The 21,085-nt window shown below is 72.1% G+C and carries 21 protein-coding genes; 9 read left to right on the top strand and 12 right to left on the bottom strand.

Annotation, left to right across the window (positions count from 1 at the left end; genetic code table 11):
* Positions 1-53 precede the first annotated feature (53 nt).
* Positions 54-2,657 (bottom strand): FHA domain-containing protein, encoded by a 2,604-nt coding sequence (locus tag OG937_32595; GenBank protein ID WUD76098.1) that lies wholly within the window; start codon positions 2,655-2,657, stop codon positions 54-56.
* 222 nt (positions 2,658-2,879) lie between these two features.
* Between OG937_32595 and OG937_32590 the strand changes: the two genes are divergently transcribed.
* Positions 2,880-4,556, top strand: coding sequence for a streptophobe family protein (locus OG937_32590; protein WUD78961.1), 1,677 nt, complete (start codon positions 2,880-2,882; stop codon positions 4,554-4,556).
* 70 nt (positions 4,557-4,626) lie between these two features.
* Positions 4,627-5,868: a phosphoserine phosphatase SerB gene (serB, locus tag OG937_32585; GenBank protein WUD76097.1), complete on the top strand. Its 1,242-nt coding sequence runs from the start codon at positions 4,627-4,629 to the stop codon at positions 5,866-5,868.
* 133 nt (positions 5,869-6,001) lie between these two features.
* On the opposite strand, the gene OG937_32580 is transcribed toward serB, so the two are convergent.
* The 4 genes from OG937_32580 to OG937_32565 all read right to left on the bottom strand — a co-directional run bounded on the left by OG937_32580 (position 6,002) and on the right by OG937_32565 (position 8,408).
* Positions 6,002-6,523 (bottom strand): histidine phosphatase family protein, encoded by a 522-nt coding sequence (locus OG937_32580; protein ID WUD76096.1) that lies wholly within the window; start codon positions 6,521-6,523, stop codon positions 6,002-6,004.
* Positions 6,524-6,595: 72 nt separating this feature from the next.
* Positions 6,596-6,838 (bottom strand): hypothetical protein, encoded by a 243-nt coding sequence (locus OG937_32575; GenBank protein WUD76095.1) that lies wholly within the window; start codon positions 6,836-6,838, stop codon positions 6,596-6,598.
* A gap of 168 nt (positions 6,839-7,006) precedes the next feature.
* Entirely contained in the window at positions 7,007-7,129 is a 123-nt protein-coding gene (locus OG937_32570; GenBank protein WUD76094.1) for an SGM_5486 family transporter-associated protein, read from the bottom strand.
* A 46-nt stretch (positions 7,130-7,175) separates the two neighbouring features.
* Positions 7,176-8,408, bottom strand: coding sequence for an MFS transporter (locus tag OG937_32565; GenBank protein WUD78960.1), 1,233 nt, complete (start codon positions 8,406-8,408; stop codon positions 7,176-7,178).
* A 91-nt stretch (positions 8,409-8,499) separates the two neighbouring features.
* Between OG937_32565 and OG937_32560 the strand changes: the two genes are divergently transcribed.
* On the top strand, positions 8,500-9,180 hold the full coding sequence (locus OG937_32560) for an FCD domain-containing protein (GenBank protein WUD76093.1): 681 nt from the start codon (positions 8,500-8,502) through the stop codon (positions 9,178-9,180).
* On the opposite strand, the gene OG937_32555 is transcribed toward OG937_32560, so the two are convergent.
* The 3 genes from OG937_32555 to fabG form a co-directional block, all read right to left on the bottom strand.
* Positions 9,161-9,484 carry a hypothetical protein gene (locus OG937_32555; GenBank protein WUD76092.1) on the bottom strand — a complete coding sequence of 108 codons (324 nt, stop codon included), beginning with the start codon at positions 9,482-9,484 and terminating at the stop codon, positions 9,161-9,163. The genes OG937_32560 and OG937_32555 overlap by 20 nt on opposite strands.
* A 182-nt stretch (positions 9,485-9,666) precedes the next feature.
* Positions 9,667-10,434 (bottom strand): enoyl-ACP reductase FabI, encoded by a 768-nt coding sequence (gene fabI, locus OG937_32550; protein ID WUD76091.1) that lies wholly within the window; start codon positions 10,432-10,434, stop codon positions 9,667-9,669.
* 5 nt (positions 10,435-10,439) lie between these two features.
* On the bottom strand, positions 10,440-11,144 hold the full coding sequence (gene fabG / locus OG937_32545) for a 3-oxoacyl-[acyl-carrier-protein] reductase (GenBank protein ID WUD76090.1): 705 nt from the start codon (positions 11,142-11,144) through the stop codon (positions 10,440-10,442).
* 194 nt (positions 11,145-11,338) lie between these two features.
* On the opposite strand from fabG, the gene OG937_32540 reads away from it, so the two are divergent.
* From OG937_32540 to OG937_32530, 3 genes are read left to right on the top strand one after another with little or no spacing between them, the layout of a single operon-like run.
* Positions 11,339-12,862 (top strand): TldD/PmbA family protein, encoded by a 1,524-nt coding sequence (locus OG937_32540; protein ID WUD76089.1) that lies wholly within the window; start codon positions 11,339-11,341, stop codon positions 12,860-12,862.
* Entirely contained in the window at positions 12,859-14,250 is a 1,392-nt protein-coding gene (locus tag OG937_32535) for a metallopeptidase TldD-related protein (GenBank protein ID WUD76088.1), read from the top strand. Before OG937_32540 ends, OG937_32535 begins: the two co-directional genes overlap by 4 nt.
* A gap of 20 nt (positions 14,251-14,270) precedes the next feature.
* Positions 14,271-14,822, top strand: a complete 552-nt coding sequence (locus OG937_32530; protein ID WUD76087.1) for an RNA 2'-phosphotransferase — start codon at positions 14,271-14,273, stop codon at positions 14,820-14,822.
* A 21-nt stretch (positions 14,823-14,843) separates the two neighbouring features.
* On the opposite strand, the gene OG937_32525 is transcribed toward OG937_32530, so the two are convergent.
* Complete coding sequence (locus tag OG937_32525) at positions 14,844-15,125, bottom strand: GlsB/YeaQ/YmgE family stress response membrane protein (protein ID WUD76086.1); 282 nt, start codon at positions 15,123-15,125, stop codon at positions 14,844-14,846.
* A 178-nt stretch (positions 15,126-15,303) separates the two neighbouring features.
* Here OG937_32525 and OG937_32520 point away from each other — a divergent pair, with 178 nt between their 5' ends.
* Together OG937_32520 and OG937_32515 are read left to right on the top strand one after the other, a co-directional pair.
* A complete protein-coding gene (locus tag OG937_32520; protein WUD76085.1) occupies positions 15,304-15,666 on the top strand; it encodes a DUF3099 domain-containing protein in 363 nt (120 codons plus the stop codon).
* A 201-nt stretch (positions 15,667-15,867) separates the two neighbouring features.
* Positions 15,868-16,092, top strand: coding sequence for a hypothetical protein (locus tag OG937_32515; GenBank protein WUD76084.1), 225 nt, complete (start codon positions 15,868-15,870; stop codon positions 16,090-16,092).
* On the opposite strand, the gene moaA is transcribed toward OG937_32515, so the two are convergent.
* The 3 genes from moaA to OG937_32500 all read right to left on the bottom strand — a co-directional run bounded on the left by moaA (position 16,075) and on the right by OG937_32500 (position 19,182).
* Entirely contained in the window at positions 16,075-17,064 is a 990-nt protein-coding gene (gene moaA / locus OG937_32510) for a GTP 3',8-cyclase MoaA (protein ID WUD76083.1), read from the bottom strand. The genes OG937_32515 and moaA overlap by 18 nt on opposite strands.
* Positions 17,065-17,158: 94 nt before the next feature.
* On the bottom strand, positions 17,159-18,796 hold the full coding sequence (locus OG937_32505; GenBank protein ID WUD76082.1) for a cation acetate symporter: 1,638 nt from the start codon (positions 18,794-18,796) through the stop codon (positions 17,159-17,161).
* Positions 18,793-19,182 (bottom strand): DUF485 domain-containing protein, encoded by a 390-nt coding sequence (locus OG937_32500; GenBank protein WUD76081.1) that lies wholly within the window; start codon positions 19,180-19,182, stop codon positions 18,793-18,795. Before OG937_32500 ends, OG937_32505 begins: the two co-directional genes overlap by 4 nt.
* 302 nt (positions 19,183-19,484) lie before the next feature.
* Here OG937_32500 and OG937_32495 point away from each other — a divergent pair, with 302 nt between their 5' ends.
* Positions 19,485-21,017: a S8 family serine peptidase gene (locus OG937_32495; protein WUD76080.1), complete on the top strand. Its 1,533-nt coding sequence runs from the start codon at positions 19,485-19,487 to the stop codon at positions 21,015-21,017.
* The last annotated feature ends 68 nt before the right edge of the window (positions 21,018-21,085 follow it).

The raw sequence follows: 21,085 nt of genomic DNA, 5'->3' as shown, positions 1-21,085 counted from the left end.
GCGGTTCCCCTCCCCGGGGAGCCGCCGCCTTCCGCATCCGTACGCGGGGGCCGCTACTTGCGCATGACCTCCGGCTCGTGGCGGCGCAGCAGCCTCAGGACGAGGATGCCGCAGACGAGGGCGATGCCGAGCAGGATCGCCATGTCGAAGCCCCACTGGCTCGCCGAGTGCTCCCACAGCGGGTCCAGGTTGTCGGGCTTGGCCTGGTCCCACGGCGGCATGAGGTGGCCGAGGTCGAGGGTGGCGCCGGCGGCGCCGACGGCCCAGCGGGAGGGCATCAGCCAGGCGACCTGCTCCAGGCCGACGGTGCCGAAGATCTGGAACAGGACGCCGGTGAAGACGACCTGGACGATCGCGAACATCACCAGCAGGGGTATGGTCTTCTCGGCGGTCTTCACCAGCGAGGAGATGACCAGGCCGAACATCATCGAGGTGAAGCCCAGCGCGATGACCACCAGGGTGATCTCCGCGGCCGGGAAGCCCTTGACGATCAGGCCCTCCTCGGGGAGCTTGCGCACCGACAGCCCGATGGCGCAGATGATGACGCCCTGCAGGGCGCTGATCAGGCCCAGCACGAAGACCTTGGAGACCAGGTACGCGGAGCGGGACAGGCCCGTGGCGCGTTCCCGTTCGTAGATCACCCGTTCCTTGATCAGCTCGCGCACCGAGTTCGCGGCGCCCGAGAAGCAGGCGCCGACGGCGATGATCAGCATGATGGTGCCCGCGTCGGCGTTGAACTTCCCCGCCTCGTCGGGCGGGGCCAGGCCGAACTTCGCCGGGATGACCACGCTCACCAGGCCGAGGACGGCCGGGAGGATCACCATCAGCGCCATGAAGCCCCTGTCGGAGGCGATCACCGACAGGTAGCGGCGGACGAGGGTGACGAACTGCGCCGGCCAGCTCTGCGGCTTGGGCGGCTTGGCCCGCTGCGGGGCGGCGCCTACGGACTGCGGGGCGACCGCGTCCAGGTCCGCGGCGTAGATCTGGTAGTGCTGGGAGCCGCGCCAGCGACCGGACCAGTCGTAGTCGCGGTAGTTCTCGAAGGCGGAGAAGACGTCGGCCCAGGTTTCGTAGCCGAAGAAGTTCAGCGCCTCCTCGGGCGGGCCGAAGTAGGCCACGGCACCGCCCGGCGCCATCACCAGCAGCTTGTCGCACAGGGCGAGTTCGGCCACCGAGTGGGTCACGACGAGCACGGTGCGGCCGTCGTCGGCGAGGCCGCGCAGCAGCTTCATGACGTCGCGGTCCATGCCCGGGTCGAGGCCGGAGGTGGGCTCGTCCAGGAAGATCAATGAGGGCTTGGTGAGCAGTTCCAGGGCGACGGAGACGCGCTTGCGCTGGCCGCCGGAGAGCGAGGTGACGCGCTTGTCGGCGTGCACGTCGAGCTTCAGCTCGCGCAGCACCTCGTCGATGCGGGCCTCGCGCTCGGCGGCCTTGGTGTCGCCGGGGAAGCGGAGCTTGGCCGCGTAGCGCAGGGCTCTGCGGATCGTCAGCTCCTTGTGCAGGATGTCGTCCTGCGGGACGAGGCCGATGCGCTGCCGCAGCTCGGCGAACTGCTTGTAGAGGTTGCGGCTGTCGTACAGCACCTCGCCCTCTTCGGCCGGGCGGTAGCCGGTCAGGGCGCGCAGCAGCGTCGACTTGCCGGAGCCGGACGGGCCGATGACGGCGACCAGCGACTTCTCGGGGACGCCGAAGGAGACGTCGTTGAGGATGGTCTTGGTCGTGCTGCCCTGCGGCACGCGGACGGTGAGCCGGCGGGCGGAGAAGGAGATCTCGCCGGTGTCGACGAACTCCTCGAGCTGGTCGCCGACGAGCCGGAAGGTGGAGTGGCCGACGCCCACGATGTCGTTGGGGCCCAGCAGATGACGCTGTATCGGCTGGCCGTTGACGTACGTGCCGTTGTGGCTGCCGAGGTCGACGATCTCGTAGCGGCCGTCGGGGTGCGCGCGGAACTCCGCGTGGAAGCGCGAGACCTGCAGGTCGGAGACGACCAGGTCGTTCTCCAGGGCACGGCCGATCTTCATGACGCGGCCGAGCACCAGGTGGTGGAAGGTGGTCGGGCTGCGGTCGCCGTAGACGGGCGGCGCGCCGGAGGCGCCCGACGGCCCGTGCGGGGACGGGATGTGCGCCTGCGGTTTGCGCTGGTCCGGCCGTGGGGCCTGCGAGGGCTGCGGCACCTGCGCGGCGGACGACCCGTTCCCCCAGCCGCCCTGCCGCGGCGGGGCGACGGAGTGGGGCGTCCCCTGCGCGGCGGGGCCGGACTGGCGCGCCTGCTGCTGCGGGTTGGCCAGCGCGGTCTCGGCGCTGTAGATGTCACCGCCTGCCGCGGCGCCGCCGCTGAAGCTCAGGCGCGGGCCGTCGGTGGCGTTGCCGAGGTTGACGGCGGCCCCGGCGGCGACGTCGTAGGCGTGGACGCGCTGGCCCTGGACGTAGGTGCCGTTGGTGCTGCCGAGGTCCTCGATGACCCAACCGCGTTCGCCTCGGCGGATGGTGGCGTGCCGCCAGGAGACCCGCGCGTCGTCGAGGACGACGTCCGACTGCGGATCCCGGCCGAGGCTGTAGGACCTGGCCGGATCGAGCGCCCAGGTCTGTCCGTTCAGTTCGAGTACGAGTTCAGGCACCCCAAGCCCCACAAAGTTGTCCCCCGGGTTATCCCCCATGAGGGGAGTCTAGGGATTGCGAACATCGGGAGGAACCATTCCAGGCACGCCCACCCGTCGGGAAGCCGTGCAAGGGGAGTGATGTGAACCCTCTTCCGAGAAGCCGTTGACGGCGCCGAAACACCACCGGAGAGTGGTAACCGCCCATGAACCGTGCGGATCATGACGGATCAGGGCACCATGCAGCGCAGGCGGTTCGGACGCGAGACCTCGGGGGCGGGCATGACCGCGTACACCTCCACACCTTCGAACGCGCCCGCGCGCCCGGGGCGCCCGGTCCCCTGGGGCGGTGTGCTGCTCTCCGCGGTCGCCGCGGTCAGCTGGGCGTACCTGGGGATGGTGGGGGCCGCCGCGCTGGGCCTGCACCTGCTCGGTGCCGACACCGCGGGCTCGCTGGGGCCGATGACGGCGGCCGTGGTCGCGATGGCGGTGGGCGGCAAGGTCGTCCCCTCCGGTGACGTCGCGGTGTTCGGGCTGGGCGGTGCGGGCGGCGAGGGCCGGCTCGACCTCATGCCGCTGGGCGTCGCCCTGGTGGGTGCCCTGCTGCTGGCCTGGGTGTTCCTGCGGTCGCTGCGCGGCGCGGGGCTGACCGTCCCCGGGGGCGAACTCGCCGCGCGGGCCGGGGCGGTGGTGGTGCTCTTCGTGACGCTGCTCGGCGCACTCGCCTGGGCCGGGGAGGACACCATCGCCCTCGACGGCGCCGCGCTGGGCGCGGACAAGGGCGGCGGCCTGACGGACGGAATCCCGGGCATCGGTGACATCGGCGGGGGGCTCGGGGACGGGCTGCAGGACCTGATCGACGCCAAGGCCTCGGTGAGCTTCCACGTCGCCACCGGCCGCACCCTGCTGGGCGGCCTGCTGTGGGTGCTGGTCGTCCTGCTGCTGGCCCTGCTCACCTCGCGCCGTACGCCGCTGCCGCCCGCCCTCGAAGGGCTGCACCGGGTCGTCCGGCCCGCCGCGTCGGCGCTGCGCTGGGTGCTGCTGCTGGCCGTCGTCGCGGGCTGTGCCGCCGCCGGGTACGCGGCGGTGACGGGTGACGAGCCCGGCCGGATCGCCGGGGCCGCCCTGCTGGGGGCGCCCAACGGGGTGTGGCTGGCGGTGCCGCTCGGGCTGTTCGTGTCCTGGCGGGGCACGGCCACCGGGGAGCTGGCGAAGGTGCTCCCGGATCCGCTGGACCGGCTGCTGTCGACCAGCGTGGCGGAGCCGGTGACGCCCGCCCGGCTGGCCGAGTACGACCAGCGGGTGTGGCTGCTGACCGTCGCCGCGGCGCTGATGATGCTGGCGGCGGGGGCGCTGGCGGCGGCCCGCACCCCGCTGTGGGGGGCGACGCGGGCCGGGTACGCGGGGCGCTGCGCGGTACGGCTCGGCCTGGTCACGGCGGTCGCCTTCCCCTTGCTGGTGTGGGTGACGGGGGTCTCGGTGAACGCGGGCGTCTCGGTCTTCGGGTTCGACGCCGTGGGCGCCGGCGTCGACCTGCACGGCAGCCTTCCCCTGGCGTTCCTGCTGGGCGCCGCCTGGGGGGCGGTGGCGGGCGGCACGGGGGCGCTGCTGGCCCTGCTGACGGGCACCGCCGGGCGCCGGGTGTCGCCGTACGCGCTGCGCCGGGCGGCCGAGGCGGCGGCCGGGGAGAGCAGCTCCCGCACGTACCCGGGCATCGCGTACCAGCCCGGTCCGTACATCCCGAGCGCCGGTTACGGGCCGCCGGACGCCGGACCCAACCCCTACCGGCAGCCCCCGCAGGGACGGCCGCCACAGGGCCAGGCGCCGCATTCCGCGCGGACCGTCACCGGGGCGCCGCTGCCCCCGCCGCCCGGGCCGCCCGGGCCGCCCCCGGGGCCGCCGCCCGGCCCGTCGCGCGAGGGCCCGCCGCCGCCCGGCGCGCCCGGGGGCCGCCGCTGACCACGGACGGTGTCCGCCAGGCGGAACACATGTCCGTCCAGGGCGCGGTGCCCGATACGGTGGAGGCACCATGAACGACGCATCGCAGGCGACCGCTGCCACCGCCGCCAATGTGCCGACGCTGCTGGTCAAGATCTTCGGGAAGGACCGGCCGGGGATCACCGCCGGGCTCTTCGAGACGCTGGCCCGCTTCCAGGTGAACGTCATCGACATCGAGCAGGTCGTCACCCGTGGGCGCATCGTGCTCTGCGCCCTGGTGCCCGCCCCCGCGGGCCGTTTGGTGGAGGGCGAGCTGCGCGCGACGGTGCACGCGTGGGCGGAGTCGATGCGCCTGCAGGCCGAGATCATCTCCGGCATCGGTGACAACCGGCCGCGCGGCGAGGGCCGCTCCCATGTGACGGTGCTGGGGCACCCGCTGACCGCGGAGTCCACGGCGGCCATAGCGGCCAGGATCACCGGCACCGGCGGCAACATCGACCGCATCTTCCGGCTCGCGAAGTACCCGGTGACGGCCGTGGAGTTCGCCGTGTCCGGTGTCGCCACCGCCACGCTGCGTCCCGCGCTGGCCCTGGAGGCCCACGAGCGCGGGGTGGACGTGGCCGTGGTCTCGGCCGGCCTGCAGCGCCGGGCGCAGCGCCTGGTGGTCATGGACGTGGACTCCACCGTCATCCAGGACGAGGTGATCGAGCTCTTCGCGGCGCACGCGGGCTGCGAGGACCAGGTCGCCGAGGTGACGGCCGCGGCGATGCGCGGCGAACTGGACTTCGAGCAGTCCCTGCACGCGCGGGTCGCCCTGCTCAAGGGGCTGGACGAGTCCGTGGTGGACAAGGTCCGCCAGGAGGTGCGGCTGACGGCCGGGGCCCGCACGCTGATCCGCACGCTCAAGCGGATGGGCTACCAGGTGGGCGTGGTCTCCGGGGGCTTCACGCAGGTCACCGACGACCTCAAGGAGCGGCTGGGACTGGACTTCGCCGCCGCCAACACCCTGGAGATCGTGGACGGCAAGCTCACCGGCCGGGTGACCGGCGAGATCGTCGACCGGGCGGGCAAGGCCCGGTTGCTGCGGCGCTTCGCGGCGGAGGCCGGGGTACCGCTCAGCCAGACCGTCGCCATCGGCGACGGCGCCAACGACCTGGACATGCTCAACGCGGCGGGCCTCGGGGTCGCCTTCAACGCCAAGCCGGTGGTGCGGCGGGCCGCGGACGCCGCGGTCAACGTGCCGTTCCTGGACACCGTGCTCTACCTGCTGGGCATCACGCGCGAGGAGGTCGAGGCGGCCGACGCCGGGGACGGCGCGGCCTCCGGGGCCTGACCGGCGCGGACCCACGGGCAGGGAAAGGGCTCCGGAGCAGGTGCTCCGGGGCCCTTTCCGTACGGTCCCTGCGTCCCTGCGTCCCTGCGTCCCTGCGTCCCTGCGGCTCGGCCGGTCGCGGCCGGTCGCGGCCTCAGTCGTGCGGCGACCAGAAGTCGACGAGGCGGCCGACGCCGTGCTCGACCGTCTTCCACGGACCGGAGAAGGTGATCACCGCGATGGCCGCCGTCGGGAATCCGGTGCGGTTCATCCGCGCACGGGCGTCCCCGTCGCTCTCCCCCGCGAGGGCGTCGGCCAGTGCGTGGATGGTCGGGTTGTGACCCACCAGCAGCAGGTCGTCGACGTCCTCCGGGGTCTCGTTGAGGAGGGCGATCAGGTCACCGAGGGTCGCGTCGTAGAGGCGCTCCTCGTAGACGGTGCGCGGGCGGTGCGGGAGTTCGTGGGCGGCCAGCTTCCACGTCTCGCGGGTGCGCGCGGCCGAGGAGCAGAGGGTCAGTTCGAACGGGATCCCCAGCTCGGCGAGCCTGAGGCCGGCGACGGGGGCCTCCTTGCGTCCCCGTTCGGCCAGCGGTCGCTCGTGGTCGGGGACGTCGGGCCAGTCGGCTTTGGCATGCCGGAGCAGGACGATCCGGCGTGGCGATGCAGCTGCGCTCATGACCCTCAGCTTTCCAGAAATCCGGCCGCCAGGCGCGGGCTGCGGGACGGATCACGGTTCGCCGCGGGAGGGTCACAGCAGGTGCTGCAGGAGCCCCGGGAGCCCTTCGCCGACCGCGTGCAGGAGCTGTCCGACGGGCTCCGCGGCCGAGGCGTCCGCGGCGCCGGGGCCCGCGACCAGGGCGAGCAGCGCCACGAAGGCGAGTGCGGGCAGGGCGAGCGCCCACCACGGCAGGCGCGTCTGCGTGCCGCCCCCGACCGCCGGGCGGGCGGCGCGGGTTCGCGGGGTACGCGAGGGAACAGCCTGCAGGGACACGGGACGCCTCCGTGGGTCAGCCGGGGTGCCGGAGCGGTGTCCGACCTTGCACCACGACGCTACGGAAGGGCGGCCGCCGGGCCCATCGGGTGGCCCACCCACTCGACCCTGACCCTGGCCCCCTAGGGGAGGTGGGGTTGTCCCTACCCCGGGTCTCGGGGTCGCAGGTCAGCCGAACTTGGCGCCGATGATCGCGATCACCGCGACGAGGGCGGGCACGGCCATCATGAGGCCGAAGATGATCAGGAGCTTCTTCTGCGGCTGCGGGGGGTCGGGCTCGAGCACGGGCATGCGGCCCAGTCTCGCACCCGGTCGCGGCAGCCGCGCACGCGGGTGGTCAGAGCTCGTCCTCCACGGCGCGGTCGCGGCCGGCGACCACGCCCGCGGCGATCTGCGGCACCAGCAGGGCCAGCATGAAGGCCACCGGCAGGTCCCAGCCGCCGGTGTGCTGGTAGAGGGCCCCGACGAGGATCGGACCGGGGATGGAGAGCAGGTAGCCCGTGCACTGCGCGAAGGCCGACAGCCGCACCACCCCGCCGCCGGTGCGCGAGCGCATCCCGATCATGGTGAGGGCGAGCGGGAACGAGCAGTTGGAGATGCCCAGCAGCAGGGCCCACACCCAGGGCGCGGCGGCCGGGGCCGCCCACAGGCCGCCGTAGCCGACGATTCCGAACAGGCCGAGGCCGACGGCGAGTCCGCCCTGGTGCCGCATCCGGCCGGCGAGCGCGGGCAGCACGAAGGAGAGCGGTACGCCCATCACCATGGTGACGGCGAGCAGCACGCCCGCGGTGGAGGCGGAGACTCCGGCGTCACGGAAGATCTGCGGCAGCCACCCCATGGTGATGTACGCGCCCGTGGCCTGGAGCCCGAAGTAGACGGCGAGTGCCCAGGCGGTACGGCTGCGGGCGATGCTGCCGGCCGGCGCCCGCTCCGCGGCCGGCGCCGCGGGGGTGGCGGCGGGGGCCGCGGGAGCGTGGTCCCGGTCCCGGACGAGGGCGAGCCAGGGCAGTACGGCGACGGCGGCGATCACGCCCCAGGCGGCGAGACCGAGCCGCCAGTCGCCGCCGAAGGCGCGGGTCGCCGGGACGGTCGCCGCGGCGGCGAGGGCGGTGCCCAGGGACAGGGCCATCGAGTAGAGCCCCGTCATGGTGCCCACCCGGTCCGGGAACCAGCGCTTGACGACGACGGGCATCAGGACGTTGCCGACGGCTATGCCGCCGAGTGCGAGGGCGCTGGCGGCGAGGAAGAGCGCCGTACCGCCGGCGAACGGACGCAGGAAGAGCCCGAGGGTGATCGCGACCAGCCCCGCGCAGACCACGGCGCCGGGGCCGCGGCGGCGGGCCAGCCGGGGCGCGGTCACCCCGAACACGGCGAAGCACAGCGCGGGGACGGAGGTGAGCAGCCCCGCGACGGTGCCGCTCATGCCGAGGCCGTCGCGGACCTCCTCCAGGAGGGCGCCGAGGCTGGTGATGGCGGGCCGCAGATTGAGGGCGGCGAGCACCAGCGCGACCGCCACCAGGATCCGGGTGCGCCGTACGCCTTGCGCGGCGGGGGGAAGGTGTGCGGGCATGGTGGCCCGTTCCGTGGCAGGGTCGAGCGTCGCTTCGTCGTCACGCATGCCGACCATCATAGAATGATGGGATGAATGTTGAGGAGACCCCATGCCCCTGACCTCACCCCGGCGCTCCGCCCTGGCCGACCAGGTGATCGCGCAGCTGCGCGCCCAGATCACCTCCGGTGAGTGGCCGGTGGGGTCGCGGATCCCCACCGAGACCCAGCTGGTCGAGCAGCTCGGGGTGGCCCGCAACACCGTCCGCGAGGCGGTGCGGGCGCTCGCGCACAACGGACTGCTCGACATCCGGCAGGGCTCCGGCACCTATGTGCTGGCCACCAGCGAGCTCGCCGGGGTGATGCACCGCCGCTTCGCCGACGCCGACCCGCGGCACGTGGCCGAGCTGCGCAGCGCCCTGGAGGCGTCCGCGGCCGCGCTCGCCGCGCAACGGCGGACGGACCGCGACCTGAAGCAGCTGGACGCGGCCCTGGCCCGGCGCGAACGGGCCTGGGAGTCGGGCCGTACCGAGGCCTTCGTCGACGCCGACGCGGCGCTGCACCTGTCCGTCGTGGCGGCCTCGCACAACGACGTCGTCGCCGAGCTCTACGCCGACCTCGGCGAGGTGCTGCGCGCCTTCCTGCGCGCGGACGTCGGCGAGGAGCTGCGCGCCGAGCAGTACGTGGACCACGCCCGCCTGGTCGAGGCGATCCGGGCCGGCGATCAGGAGGCGGCCTCCGCCGAGGCCTCGGCGCACGCCTTCAGCTGCCGCTTCAGTCCAGCGTCCCGGTGACCCAGACCTCCTGGATCTCCTCCCAGCAGCGGTCGCTGAGCGTGACGGTCTGCGCGGGTCCGACCGGGACGGGGGCTCCGTCGACGTCCGGGTCCCACCACTGGAGGCATTCGATGTGCAGCTGCACGCGGTCCAGGTCGGGGTCGGGGTTGAAGCACACGGCGACGCCCTCGCTGCCCTGCACCGAGGTCCGGCACTGCGCGACGTCCGGCAGCCGTGCCGCGGCCTCCGCCGCCGCGGCCGCCGGGCCCACGCCCGCGGCGAGCGCCGCGAGCACCGCCGCGGCGCATACGTAGGGACGCACGATCGACGCCCTCCCTCCGCTCGCCCCCGGCCCCCGCACAGCCATCCTCCCGGCCCGGGGGGTCCGGCCACCCGGTCTGCTGGGCCGAACGGGGGACAGCGCCCCGAACGTGCGTACGGCCCTGGTGACGCCCGAGGGCGGCACCAGGGCCGTACGCGAAGGGGCCGGAACGGCCCGTACGATCAGGCTCCGACCGCGTGCAGACCGCCGTCGACGTGGATGATCTCCCCCGTGGTCTTGGGGAACCAGTCGCTCAGCAGCGCGACGACACCGCGGCCGGCGGGCTCGGGGTCGGCGAGGTCCCACTCGAGCGGGGCCCGGTGGTTCCAGACGTCGGCCAGCTCACCGAAGCCCGGGATGGACTTGGCGGCCATGGAGCCGATCGGACCGGCCGAGATCAGGTTGCAGCGGATGTTCTGCTTGCCCAGGTCCCGGGCGATGTAGCGGGAGGTGGCCTCCAGCGCCGCCTTGGCCGGGCCCATCCAGTCGTACTGGGGCCAGGCGAACTGCGCGTCGAAGGTGAGGCCGACGACCGAACCGCCCTCCTGCATCAGCGGCAGGCAGGCCATGGTGAGCGACTTCAGCGAGTACGCGGAGACGTGCATCGCGGTGGCGACGGACTCGAACGGCGTGTTGAGGAAGTTGCCGCCGAGGGCGTCCTGCGGCGCGAAGCCGATGGAGTGCACGACGCCGTCGAGGCCGCCCAGCTCCGCGCCGACCACGTCGGCGAGGGAGGCCAGCTGCTCGTCGTTGGTGACGTCGAGCTCGATGACCTTGACCGGCTTGGGCAGCTTCTTGGCGATGCGCTCGGTCAGCGTGGGCCGCGGGAACGCCGTGAGGATGATCTCGGCACCCTGCTCCTGGGCGAGCTTCGCGGTGTGGAACGCGATGGAGGACTCCATCAGCACGCCGGTGATGAGGATGCGCTTTCCAGCGAGGATTCCGCTCATGGTGCTCAGTGACCCATACCCAATCCGCCGTCGACGGGAATGACGGCTCCGGTGATGTATGCCGCCTCGTCGGAGGCGAGGAAGCGGACCGAGGAGGCGATCTCCTCGGGCTGCGCGTAGCGGGCCAGCGGGACCTGGCTGACGATGTTCTTCCGCTGCTCGTCGGTGAGCACACGGGTCATGTCGGTGTCGACGAAGCCGGGGGCGACGACGTTGACGGTGATGTTGCGCGAGCCGAGCTCACGGGCGAGGGAGCGCGCGAAGCCGACCAGGCCGGCCTTGGACGCGGCGTAGTTCGCCTGGCCCGCCGAGCCGAGCAACCCCACCACGGAGGAGATCAGCACGATGCGGCCCTTGCGGGCGCGCAGCATCTTCCTCGACGCGGCCTTGACCACGCGGAAGGTGCCGGTGAGGTTGGTGTCCACGACGGACGTGAAGTCGTCGTCGGACATCCGCAGCAGCAGCTGGTCGCGGGTGACGCCGGCGTTAGCCACCAGCACCTCCACCGCACCCTGCTGGGCCTCGATCTCCTTGAACGCCTGCTCGACCTGCTCACCGTCGGTGATGTCGCACTTGACGGCGAAGAGCCCCTCCGGGGGCTCGCCCGAGCGGTAGGTGACGGCGACCTTGTCGCCCGCGTCGGCGAACGCCCTGGCGATGGCGAGGCCGATGCCCCGGTTTCCTCCGGTGACGAGAACCGAGCGGCTCAACGGATCACCCTTTCCATAGAGGTCTGGTACTCCAGAAAACTATCTGCCTACCTCGCGGTACGGGGAATCGACCCCCGACAGGGGCGTGTGCGAGTCGCTGTCGAGTCTCTACAGAAAACCGCAGGCGGGCGGATTGTCGGAGCGGCATGATTCACTGCGGAGACCTTGACGATTGGACAGAACGGGAGGCCGTCGTGCCCCACGAGGTCGATCAGTCATTCCTGGCGCTGCCCCTGCGGGCGCTCGCGGACGCGGCGCTGGCACGCGCCCGCGCCCTGGGAGCCGAGCACGCGGACTTCCGCCTCGAGCGGGTGCGCAGCGCCTCGTGGCGATTGCGCGACGGCAGGGCGTCCGGGTCGTCCGACACCACGGACGTCGGCTACGCGGTGCGCGTGGTGCACGGCGGGGCGTGGGGCTTCGCCTCCGGGGTCGACCTGACGATGGACGCCGCGGCGCGCGTGGCCGGGCAGGCGGTCGCGATGGCGAAGCTGTCGGCCAAGGTGATCGCCGCGGCGGGCTCCGACGAGCGTGTGGAGCTGGCGGCCGAGCCGGTCCACTCCGACAGGGTGTGGGTCTCCTCGTACGGGACCGACCCCTTCGAGGTGCCCGATGCCGACAAGACGGGTCTGCTGTCCGAGTGGAGCGGCCGGCTGCTGGCCGCCGACGGCGTGTCGCACGTCGACGCCTCCCTGATGACCGTCCACGAGAACAAGTTCTACGCGGACACGGCGGGGACGACCACGACCCAGCAGCGGGTGCGGGTGCACCCGGAGCTGACCGCCGTCGCGGTGGACCCGAAGTCCGGGGAGTTCGACTCGATGCGCACCCTCGCGCCGCCGGCCGGCCGTGGCTGGGAGTACCTGACCGGCACCGGCTGGGACTGGGACGCGGAGCTCGCGGAGATCCCCGGGCTGCTCGCCGAGAAGATGGCGGCGCCCTCGGTGGAGGCGGGCTCGTACGACCTCGTGGTCGACCCCTCGAACCTGTGGCTGACCATCCACGAGTCGATCGGCCACGCCACCGAGCTGGACCGTGCGCTGGGCTACGAGGCCGCCTACGCGGGCACCTCCTTCGCGACCTTCGACCAGCTGGGCACGCTGCAGTACGGTTCCCCGCACATGAACGTCACCGGTGACCGCACCGCCGAGCACGGCCTGGCGACCATCGGCTACGACGACGAGGGCGTGGCCGGGCAGTCCTGGGACCTGGTCAAGGACGGCGTCCTGGTCGGCTACCAGCTCGACCGCAGGATCGCCCGGCTCACCGGGTTCGAGCGCTCCAACGGCTGCGCCTACGCGGACTCCCCCGGCCACGTCCCGGTGCAGCGGATGGCGAACGTGTCGCTGCAGCCCGCGCCGGACGGGCCGTCGACGCAGGAACTGATCGGCGGCGTCGAGCGCGGCATCTACGTCGTGGGCGACCGCTCCTGGTCGATCGACATGCAGCGCTACAACTTCCAGTTCACCGGCCAGCGCTTCTTCAGGATCGAGAACGGCCGGCTGGCCGGGCAGCTGCGCGACGTCGCCTACCAGGCGACCACCACCGACTTCTGGGGCTCCATGGAGGCCGTCGGCGGGCCGCAGACCTACGTCCTGGGCGGTGCCTTCAACTGCGGCAAGGCCCAGCCGGGTCAGGTCGCCGCCGTCTCGCACGGCTGCCCCTCCGCGCTCTTCCGCGGCGTCAACATCCTCAACACCACGCAGGAGGCCGGTCGATGAGCTCCGTTTCGAAGCCCCACGAGATCGTCGAGCGCGCCCTGGAGCTGTCCCGGGCGGACGGCTGCGTCGTCATCGCCGACGAGGAGTCCTCGGCCAACCTGCGCTGGGCGGGCAACGCGCTGACCACCAACGGCGTGACGCGGGGCCGCACCCTCACGGTGATCGCCACGGTGAACGGCTCCCAGGGCACCGCCTCGGGCGTGGTGTCCCGCGCCGCGGTCACCGCGGACGAACTGGAGCCGCTGGTGCGGGCGGCCGAGACGGCCGCGCGCGCCGCCGGTCCCGCCGAGGACGCCCAGCCCCTGGTCGAGGGGGTGCCGGCGAGCGCCTCCTTCACCGAGCCGCCGGCCGAGACCTCCTCCGAGGTGTTCGCCGCCTTCGCGCCCGCCCTCGGCGAGTCCTTCGCCGCGGCCCGGGCCGGCGGCCGGCGGCTGTACGGGTTCGCCTACCACTGCGTCACCTCCACCTACCTGGGCACGTCCTCGGGGCTGCGGCTCCGGCACGACCAGCCCAGCGGGACCCTGGAACTCAACGCCAAGTCGCAGGACATGTCGCGCTCGGCGTGGGCCGGGGCCGGCACCCGCGACTTCACCGACGTCGACCCGGCGGCCCTCGACGCCGACCTGGCGCAGCGCCTGGCCTGGGCCGAGCGCCGGATCGACCTGCCCGCCGGGCGGTACGAGACGCTGCTGCCGCCCTCCGCCGTGGCGGACCTGGTGATCTACCAGCAGTGGAGCGCGGCGGCCCGGGACGCCGCGGAGGGCCGTACGGTCTTCAGCCGGCCGGGCGGGGGCACCCGGGTCGGCGAGAAGCTCTCGGAACTGCCGTTGACGCTGCGCAGCGACCCGGCCGAACCGGGGCTGGAGTCGGCGCCGTTCGTCATCGCGCACGCCTCGGGTGACACCGCGTCGGTCTTCGACAACGGGCTGCCCGTCGAGGCGACCGACTGGGTGCGCGAGGGCGTGCTCAACCGCCTGTCCACCACGCGGCACAGCGCCGGTCTGACCGGGCTGCCGTTCGCGCCGTCCGGGGGCAACCTGGTCCTGGACGGCGGCGGCAAGCGGTCGCTGGAGGAGATGGTGGCGGACACCGAGCGCGGCCTGCTGCTGACCTGCCTGTGGTACATCCGCGAGGTGGATCCGGCCACCTTGCTGCTGACCGGGCTGACCCGGGACGGGGTCTACCTGGTGGAGGGCGGCGAGGTGACCGGTGTGGTCAACAACTTCCGGTTCAACGAGTCGCCGGTGGACCTGCTGGGCCGGGCCACCGAGGTGGGCCGCACCGAGCGGACGCTGCCGCGCGAGTGGAGCGACTGGTTCACCCGGGCCGCGTTCCCGGCGATGCGGGTCCCGGACTTCAACATGAGCTCGGTCAGCCAGGGGGTCTGACCAGGACGATGGGTGGGGCGATGGACGAGAAGCAGACGGTCAAGGTCTCGAAGTTCCTGGCGCGGGTGCTGCGGCACGACCCGGCCTCGATCGGGATCACCCTGGACGAGGCCGGCTGGGTGGACGTGGACGCGCTGATCGCCGCGTCCCGCCGGGCGGGCCGGCGTTTCTCGCGCACCGACCTCGACCACGTCGTGGCCACCAACAACAAGAAGCGGTACGCGTTCTCGGAGGACGGGCGGCGGATCCGGGCCAGTCAGGGGCACTCGGTGGAGGTCGACCTCGGGCTGTCGCCGGCGGAGCCGCCGGCCGTCCTCTTCCACGGCACGGCGAGCACCACCCTGCCGACCGTGCTGCGCGAGGGGCTCAAGCCGATGTCCCGGCAGGACGTCCACCTGTCCGCGGACGTGGAGACGGCCGTGCGCGTCGGTGCGCGGCACGGCCGTCCGGTTGTGCTGGCGGTGGACGCGGCCGGACTGGCCGCCGCGGGCCACGAGTTCCGGGTGAGCGCCAACGGCGTGTGGCTCACCGACCTGGTGCCCCCGACGCATCTGCGCCAGCACGTGCTCTGAGCCTTGAGCGGGGCGCCCCTGTCAGGTGGCCGTCCGCCGCCGCCTGCCGCGGATCGAGGCCCACAGCGGGGTGATCACGGCGACGACGAGGATCGCGCCGAGGATCTGGAGCACGTGACGGATCCAGTCGATGCCACCGGTGTGCCGGACGCCGATCCATCCGGCGACCGCGTTGCCGAGGAAGGCGCCGAGGATGCCGCAGATGATGGTGAGCCACCAGGGGATGTCCTGTCTCCCCGGCAGGAGCAGCTTCGCCAGGAAGCCGAGCACGATGCCGACGATGATCGCCCAGAACCAGTTCATGCGGCCAGTCTCGGCGTGGCCCGGGTACGCCGCATGCCGAAGGCGGCCATACGCCGTACGGCGGGTGCTGTCACACGCGGACGGCCTCCCCGGTCTCCTCTGCGGCAAACCCACGGCGTACCGTGGACAGTGCCGGAACCGGGTGGCTTCCGGCGTTTCGAGCAGGTGGTGGAACGTGATGCGGAAGCGGAGCGGTACCGAGGTCTTCCGGATCACCGGGACCGCGGCAGGGCTCACCGACGACGTCCGCGGAAGGCAGCGGCGCTACATCATCTCGATGTCGGTCCGCACCGTGTCCTTCATCCTGGCGGTCGTCCTGTGGAACGTCTCGACGCCGCTGGCCTGGATCGCGCTGGTCCTCGGCCTGGTGCTGCCGTACATCGCGGTCGTCATCGCCAACGCGGGCCGGGAGAACGCCCCCGGACTGCCGTCGGCCCGGATCGCGCCGCCGGTGCGGCCGGCGCTCGGCCCCGGCGAACCGCTGCTGCCTGCGGAGCGGACCCCGGAAGAGGACGGACGTTCCCCCTCCGGTCAGGTCTGAACCTTTCCACCGCTCCGGGGCTGCTCAGGGGCCGCTCCGAAGCTCAAGAAAACCTCAGATCAATCATGGGGATCCACTGCACTGCGGGCCTTTCCGCGTGACATACTGCGTACGCGCTCCGCATCCCCCGTCGGAGCGACGGACCGACGCCGGGCGGCTCCCCCCGTGGCTGCCCGGCGTCGCCATGTTTGGATGGGGTTCGTGAACGACGAATCCCCGATCTGCTCCGCCAAGGGTTGCCGCGCCCCCGCCGTGTGGGTGCTCGCCTGGAACAACCCGAAGATCCACACGCCCGAGCGCCGCAAGACCTGGCTGGCGTGCGAGGAGCACCGCGAGCACCTCTCGTCGTTCCTGGGCGTCCGCGGCTTCCTGAAGGACGTCGTGCCCTTCGAGGAGTGGGAGTCGAGCTCAGCCGCCGATGGCTGACATGGGCCGCTCGGGCTGCAGGAACGTGGGGTCGTCCAGGCCGGAGCCGGCCTTCTTGCCCCACATCGCGGTCCGCCAGAGCTCGGCGACCTCCTCGTCGGAGCCACCAGAGCGGAGCGCCGCGCGCAGGTCGGTCTCCTCGCGCGCGAACAGGCAGTTGCGCACCTGACCGTCGGCCGTGAGCCGGGTGCGGTCGCAGGCCCTGCAGAAGGGCCGGGTGACGGAGGCGATCACACCGACCCGGGCGGGCCCGCCGTCCACCAGCCAGCGCTCGGCGGGGGCGTGGCCGCGGGCCGCGTCGGGCTCGGCGGTCAGCGTGAACCGGGTCCGCAGGCTCTCCAGGATCTCCTGGGCGGTGACCATGTCGCTGCGCTGCCAGCCGTGCTGGGCGTCGAGCGGCATCTGCTCGATGAAGCGCAGCTCGTAGTCGCGCTCCAGGGCCCAGGCCAGCAGCTCGGGGGCCTCGTCGTCGTTGATGCCGCGCATCAGCACGGTGTTGACCTTGACCGGGGTCAGACCCGCGGCGTGGGCGGCCGCCAGGCCGCGCACGACGTCCTCGTGCCGCTTGCGACGGGTGAGGGTCTGGAATACGTCGGGACGCAGGGTGTCCAGGGAGACGTTCACCCGGTCCAGACCGGCCCCCTTCAACGCCTGCGCGGTACGGGCGAGGCCTATGCCGTTGGTCGTCAGGGAGAGCTTGGGGCGGGGCTCCAGCTCCGCGCAGCGCTCGACGATCCCGACCAGGCCGGGGCGGAGCAGGGGCTCTCCGCCGGTGAAGCGGACGTCCTTGACGCCGAGCAGGGTGACGGCGATCCGCACCAGCCGGACGATCTCGTCGTCGGTGAGGAGATCGGGCTTGCCGAGCCACTGCAGGCCCTCCTCGGGCATGCAGTAGGTGCACCGCAGATTGCACCGGTCGGTCAGCGAGACCCTCAGGTCGGTCGCGATCCGGCCGTAGGTGTCGATCAGCACGGCGCGCCTCCCTTTGAGGGTCCGGTCGGTGGAACGGCAGTGCCGTCCCGCTACTTCGCAGCCTACGGGACGGCACTGACCTTCAACAGTCTGTTTAATGCGCTCCGGCTCCCGTGAGGGAGCGGACCTCCAGTTCCGCGTACTTGCGGTCGGCGTCCTCTTCCGGCTTGGACAGGAGCGTGCCCACCACACCGAGCAGGAAACCGACGGGGATGGAGACGATCCCGGGGTTCTCCAGCGGGAACCAGTGGAAGTCCACGCCGGGGAACATCGCGGTCTCCTTGCCCGAGACCACGGGCGAGAAGACCACCAGGAACACGGAGGTGATCAGACCGCCGTAGATGCTCCACAGCGCCCCGGTGGTGTTGAAACGCTTCCAGAACAGGCTGTACAGGAGCGTCGGCAGGTTCGCGGACGCCGCGACGGCGAAGGCCAGGGCGACCAGGAAGGCGATGTTGAGCTTGCCCGCGAAGATGCCGAGCAGGATCGCCACGGCCCCGATGGCGACCGCCGCGATCTTCGCCGCCGCGACCTCCTCCTTCTCGCTCGCCGTGCCCTTGCGGATGACGTTGGCGTACAGGTCGTGCGCGAAGGACGACGAGGAGGCGAGGGTGAGGCCCGCGACCACGGCCAGGATCGTGGCGAAGGCGACCGCGGAGATCACGGCGAGCAGGATCGCGCCGCCCGTGGAGTCCGCGCCGCCGCCGATCTCCTGCGCGAGCAGCGGGGCCGCGGTGTTGCCTGCCGCGTTGGAGGTGGTGATCGTCTCCGGGGTGAGCAGGGCGGCGGCCCCGAAGCCCAGCGCGATCGTCATCAGGTAGAAGCAGCCGATGATGCCGATCGCCCAGTTCACCGAGGTACGGGCGGCCCGGGCGGTGGGCACGGTGTAGAAGCGGATCAGGATGTGCGGCAGGCCCGCGGTGCCGAGCACGAGGGCCAGGCCCAGCGAGATGAAGTCGATCTTCGAGGTGGCCGTGACGCCGTACTTCAGGCCCGGCTCCAGGAAGGCCGCGCCCTTGCCGCTCTTCTCCGCGGCGGCGCCGAGCAGCGACGACAGGTTCCAGTGGAACTTGGCGAAGACCAGGAACGTGATCAGCAGGGTCCCGCCGATCAGCAGCACCGCCTTGACCATCTGCACCCAGGTGGTGCCCTTCATGCCGCCGATGGTCACGTACAGCACCATGACGACGCCGACGAGGATGACGATCAGACGGCGCGGCCCCTCACCGGTGATGCCGAGCAGCAGGGCCACCAGGGCGCCCGCGCCCACCATCTGGGCCAGCAGGTAGAAGATGCTGACAACGATGGTCGAGATGCCCGCGGCCGTGCGCACCGGGCGCTGCCGCAGCCGGAAGGCGAGGGCGTCCGCCATGGTGAACCGGCCGGAGTTGCGCAGGGGTTCGGCGACCAGCAGCAGCGCCACCAGCCAGGCGACGAGGAATCCGATCGAGTAGAGGAAGCCGTCGTAGCCGACGAGGGCGATGGAACCCGCGATGCCCAGGAAGGACGCGGCCGACATGTAGTCGCCGGAGATCGCCAGGCCGTTCTGGAAGCCGCTGAAGGAACGGCCGCCGGCGTAGAAGTCGGTGGCGTCCTTGGTCTGGCGGCCGGCCCAGACGGTGATGCCGAGCGTCGCGACGACGAAGACCGAGAACAGGGTGATGATGAGCGGTCGGTGTTCGCTCGCGCCGACCGCGACCACCTGGACTCCCGTGGTGTGCAGCGCGGTCATGCGGTGGCCTCCGTGCTCTCGGTGTCGTCGGTGCCCTGGGGGCCAGGGCCTTCCAGGCTCGCCTTGATGGCGTCCGCGCGGGCGTCGAGCTTGGCGTTCGCGTGCCGGGAGTACCACACGGCGATCCCGAAGGTGGTGGCGAACTGCGCGAGCCCGAAGACGAGGGCCACGTTGATGTGGCCCACGACCTTGGTGTCCATGAAGCCGCCGGCGTAGTTCGACAGCAGGACGTAGAGCAGGTACCAGGTGATGAACGCGACCGTGAGCGGGAACGCGAACGAGCGGTATGAGCGGCGCAGTTGGGCGAACTCCGCGCTCGCCTGCACCTCGGCGTACGAGTCGGCAGACGGCGGACCGGAGCTTGCCGACGGTCGTGCGGGGTCCACGATGCCTCCTGTGGGGCGGAGCTTGAGAGGGCACGAGCAGGCGACGCGACCCGCGTGGGCGCACGGGGGCGCCGACGTGAGCTACGTCACGTAAAGATCGGACCCGCGCATGGTAGATGCGCGACCACGGCCTTCGACAGGGGGCGGTAGTTGAAAACTGGTTGTTCCTCGGCAACCGGAACTTGAGCTTTCTTTACCAATCCATTGATAGCGCGCCGACGGCGACGATAGCTTCCAGCGTCATGTACCCGTCCAAGGGCAACACGGCCGCCAGGACGGGTGTTTGGACGATTGGAGATCCCATGGCTCCACTGCCAAGACGGCGCCGCGCCTTCGCGATACCGATCGGTGTCGCGGTGGCGAGTGCTCTCGCCTTCCTGCCGAACGCCGCCTCGGCCGCCACCGCCGGATCCGCCTCGGGCGGCGGCAGTGCCGCGTACGACGGCCCGACGCTGTCGTACGTGGTCAACACCAAGACCGACCGGGGAACCATCAAGTCCGTGGAGCGGGCCGTGTCCCGCAGCGGTGGCGACGTCGTCACCACCTACGACCGGATCGGCGTGATCGTCGTCCACTCGGCGAACCCCGCGTTCGCCTCCGAGATGCGCAAGGTCCGCGGTGTGCAGACCGCCGGGGCGACCCGGACGGCCGCGCTGTCCACGGCGTCGACGACGGAGCTGGGCGCGGTGCAGGAGATCACGGCCGCCGACGCCGCCCGGGCGAAGTCCGCGGCCACCGCCGCTCAGGAGCCGATGGAGCCGGACCAGTGGGACCTGCCGGCCATCAGGGCCGACAAGGCCGCCCGGATCAACCCGGGCAGCCGCAAGGTCACCGTCGCCGTCATCGACACCGGCGTCGACGACACGCACCCGGACCTCACCGCCAACTTCTCCGCCTCGCAGTCCGCCAACTGCGTGGGCGGCAAGGCCGACACCGGCCCCGGCGCCTGGCGCCCGTACACCCCGGACGCCTACCACGGCACGCACGTCGCGGGTGAGATCGCCGCGGCGCGCAACGGGATCGGCGTGGCCGGTGTGGCCCCGGGCGTGAAGGTCGCCTCCATCAAGGTGGCCGACCCCGTCACGCAGCTGTTCTTCCCGGAGAGCGTGGTCTGCGCCTTCGTCTTCGCCGCCGACCACGGCGTCGAGATCACCAACAACAGCTACTACATCGACCCGTGGCTCTACAACTGCTTCGGCGACGCCGACCAGCGGGCCATCGTCGACGCCGTCAACCGGGCCGCGCAGTACTCCCACAAGAAGGGCGTGTTGAACGTCGCCTCGGCGGGCAACTCCAACCACGACCTCGACTCGGACGCGATCGTCGACTCGACGAGCCCCGACGACACCACCCCGGTCACCCGGACCATCGACCCGCACGTCTGCTGGGACATCCCGACCCAACTGCCGGGCGTCGTCACCGTCTCCGCGACCGGCGTGCAGAAGCTGAAGTCGTACTACTCCAGCTACGGTCTCGGCGTCGTCGACGTCGCGGGCCCCGGCGGCGACCGCTACCAGATCCCCGCCACCCCCTCGGCCAACGGGCGGATCCTGTCCACCCTGCCCGGCAACACCTACGGCTACCTGCAGGGCACGTCGATGGCCAGCCCGCACGTGGCCGCCGTCGCCGCGCTCATCAAGAGCCGCCACCCGCACGCCTCCCCGGAGCAACTGCAGTGGATGCTCAAGGCCCAGGCCGACGACCCGGGTTGCCCGACGGGTCTGTACGACCCGGACGGCAACGGCGTGCAGGACGCCACCTGCACCACCGGCCGGCACGTGACCAGCTTCTACGGCCACGGCGTCGTCGACGCCCTGGACGCCGTCACGAAGTGACGCGCCCCGCGTGACACGAGGAACGCCCGGCGGGATCCCCGCCGGGCGTTCCGTTGTCCGGGCGTTCC

Origin of the sequence: Streptomyces sp. NBC_00510 (genome assembly GCA_036013505.1) — a bacterium.
Classification (GTDB): Bacteria; Actinomycetota; Actinomycetes; order Streptomycetales; family Streptomycetaceae; genus Actinacidiphila.
The sequence above is the reverse complement of the archived record's forward strand: the minus strand, read 5'-3'. Positions and strand labels throughout refer to the sequence as shown.

Bases quoted from the DNA above. Each gene is read 5' to 3' on its own strand.
- OG937_32520 (WUD76085.1), top strand. From the start codon at position 15,304: ATGCGGAAGCGGAGCGGTACCGAGGTCTTCCGGATCACCGGGACCGCG.
- OG937_32560 (WUD76093.1), top strand. From the start codon at position 8,500: ATGCCCCTGACCTCACCCCGGCGCTCCGCCCTGGCCGACCAGGTGATC.
- OG937_32535 (WUD76088.1), top strand. From the start codon at position 12,859: ATGAGCTCCGTTTCGAAGCCCCACGAGATCGTCGAGCGCGCCCTGGAG.
- OG937_32580 (WUD76096.1), bottom strand. From the start codon at position 6,523: ATGAGCGCAGCTGCATCGCCACGCCGGATCGTCCTGCTCCGGCATGCC.
- fabI (WUD76091.1), bottom strand. From the start codon at position 10,434: ATGAGCGGAATCCTCGCTGGAAAGCGCATCCTCATCACCGGCGTGCTG.
- OG937_32530 (WUD76087.1), top strand. From the start codon at position 14,271: ATGGACGAGAAGCAGACGGTCAAGGTCTCGAAGTTCCTGGCGCGGGTG.
- OG937_32525 (WUD76086.1), bottom strand. From the start codon at position 15,125: ATGAACTGGTTCTGGGCGATCATCGTCGGCATCGTGCTCGGCTTCCTG.
- OG937_32495 (WUD76080.1), top strand. From the start codon at position 19,485: ATGGCTCCACTGCCAAGACGGCGCCGCGCCTTCGCGATACCGATCGGT.
- serB (WUD76097.1), top strand. From the start codon at position 4,627: ATGAACGACGCATCGCAGGCGACCGCTGCCACCGCCGCCAATGTGCCG.
- OG937_32590 (WUD78961.1), top strand. From the start codon at position 2,880: ATGACCGCGTACACCTCCACACCTTCGAACGCGCCCGCGCGCCCGGGG.
- OG937_32505 (WUD76082.1), bottom strand. From the start codon at position 18,796: ATGACCGCGCTGCACACCACGGGAGTCCAGGTGGTCGCGGTCGGCGCG.
- OG937_32595 (WUD76098.1), bottom strand. From the start codon at position 2,657: ATGGGGGATAACCCGGGGGACAACTTTGTGGGGCTTGGGGTGCCTGAA.
- OG937_32570 (WUD76094.1), bottom strand. From the start codon at position 7,129: ATGCCCGTGCTCGAGCCCGACCCCCCGCAGCCGCAGAAGAAGCTCCTG.
- OG937_32565 (WUD78960.1), bottom strand. From the start codon at position 8,408: ATGCCCGCACACCTTCCCCCCGCCGCGCAAGGCGTACGGCGCACCCGG.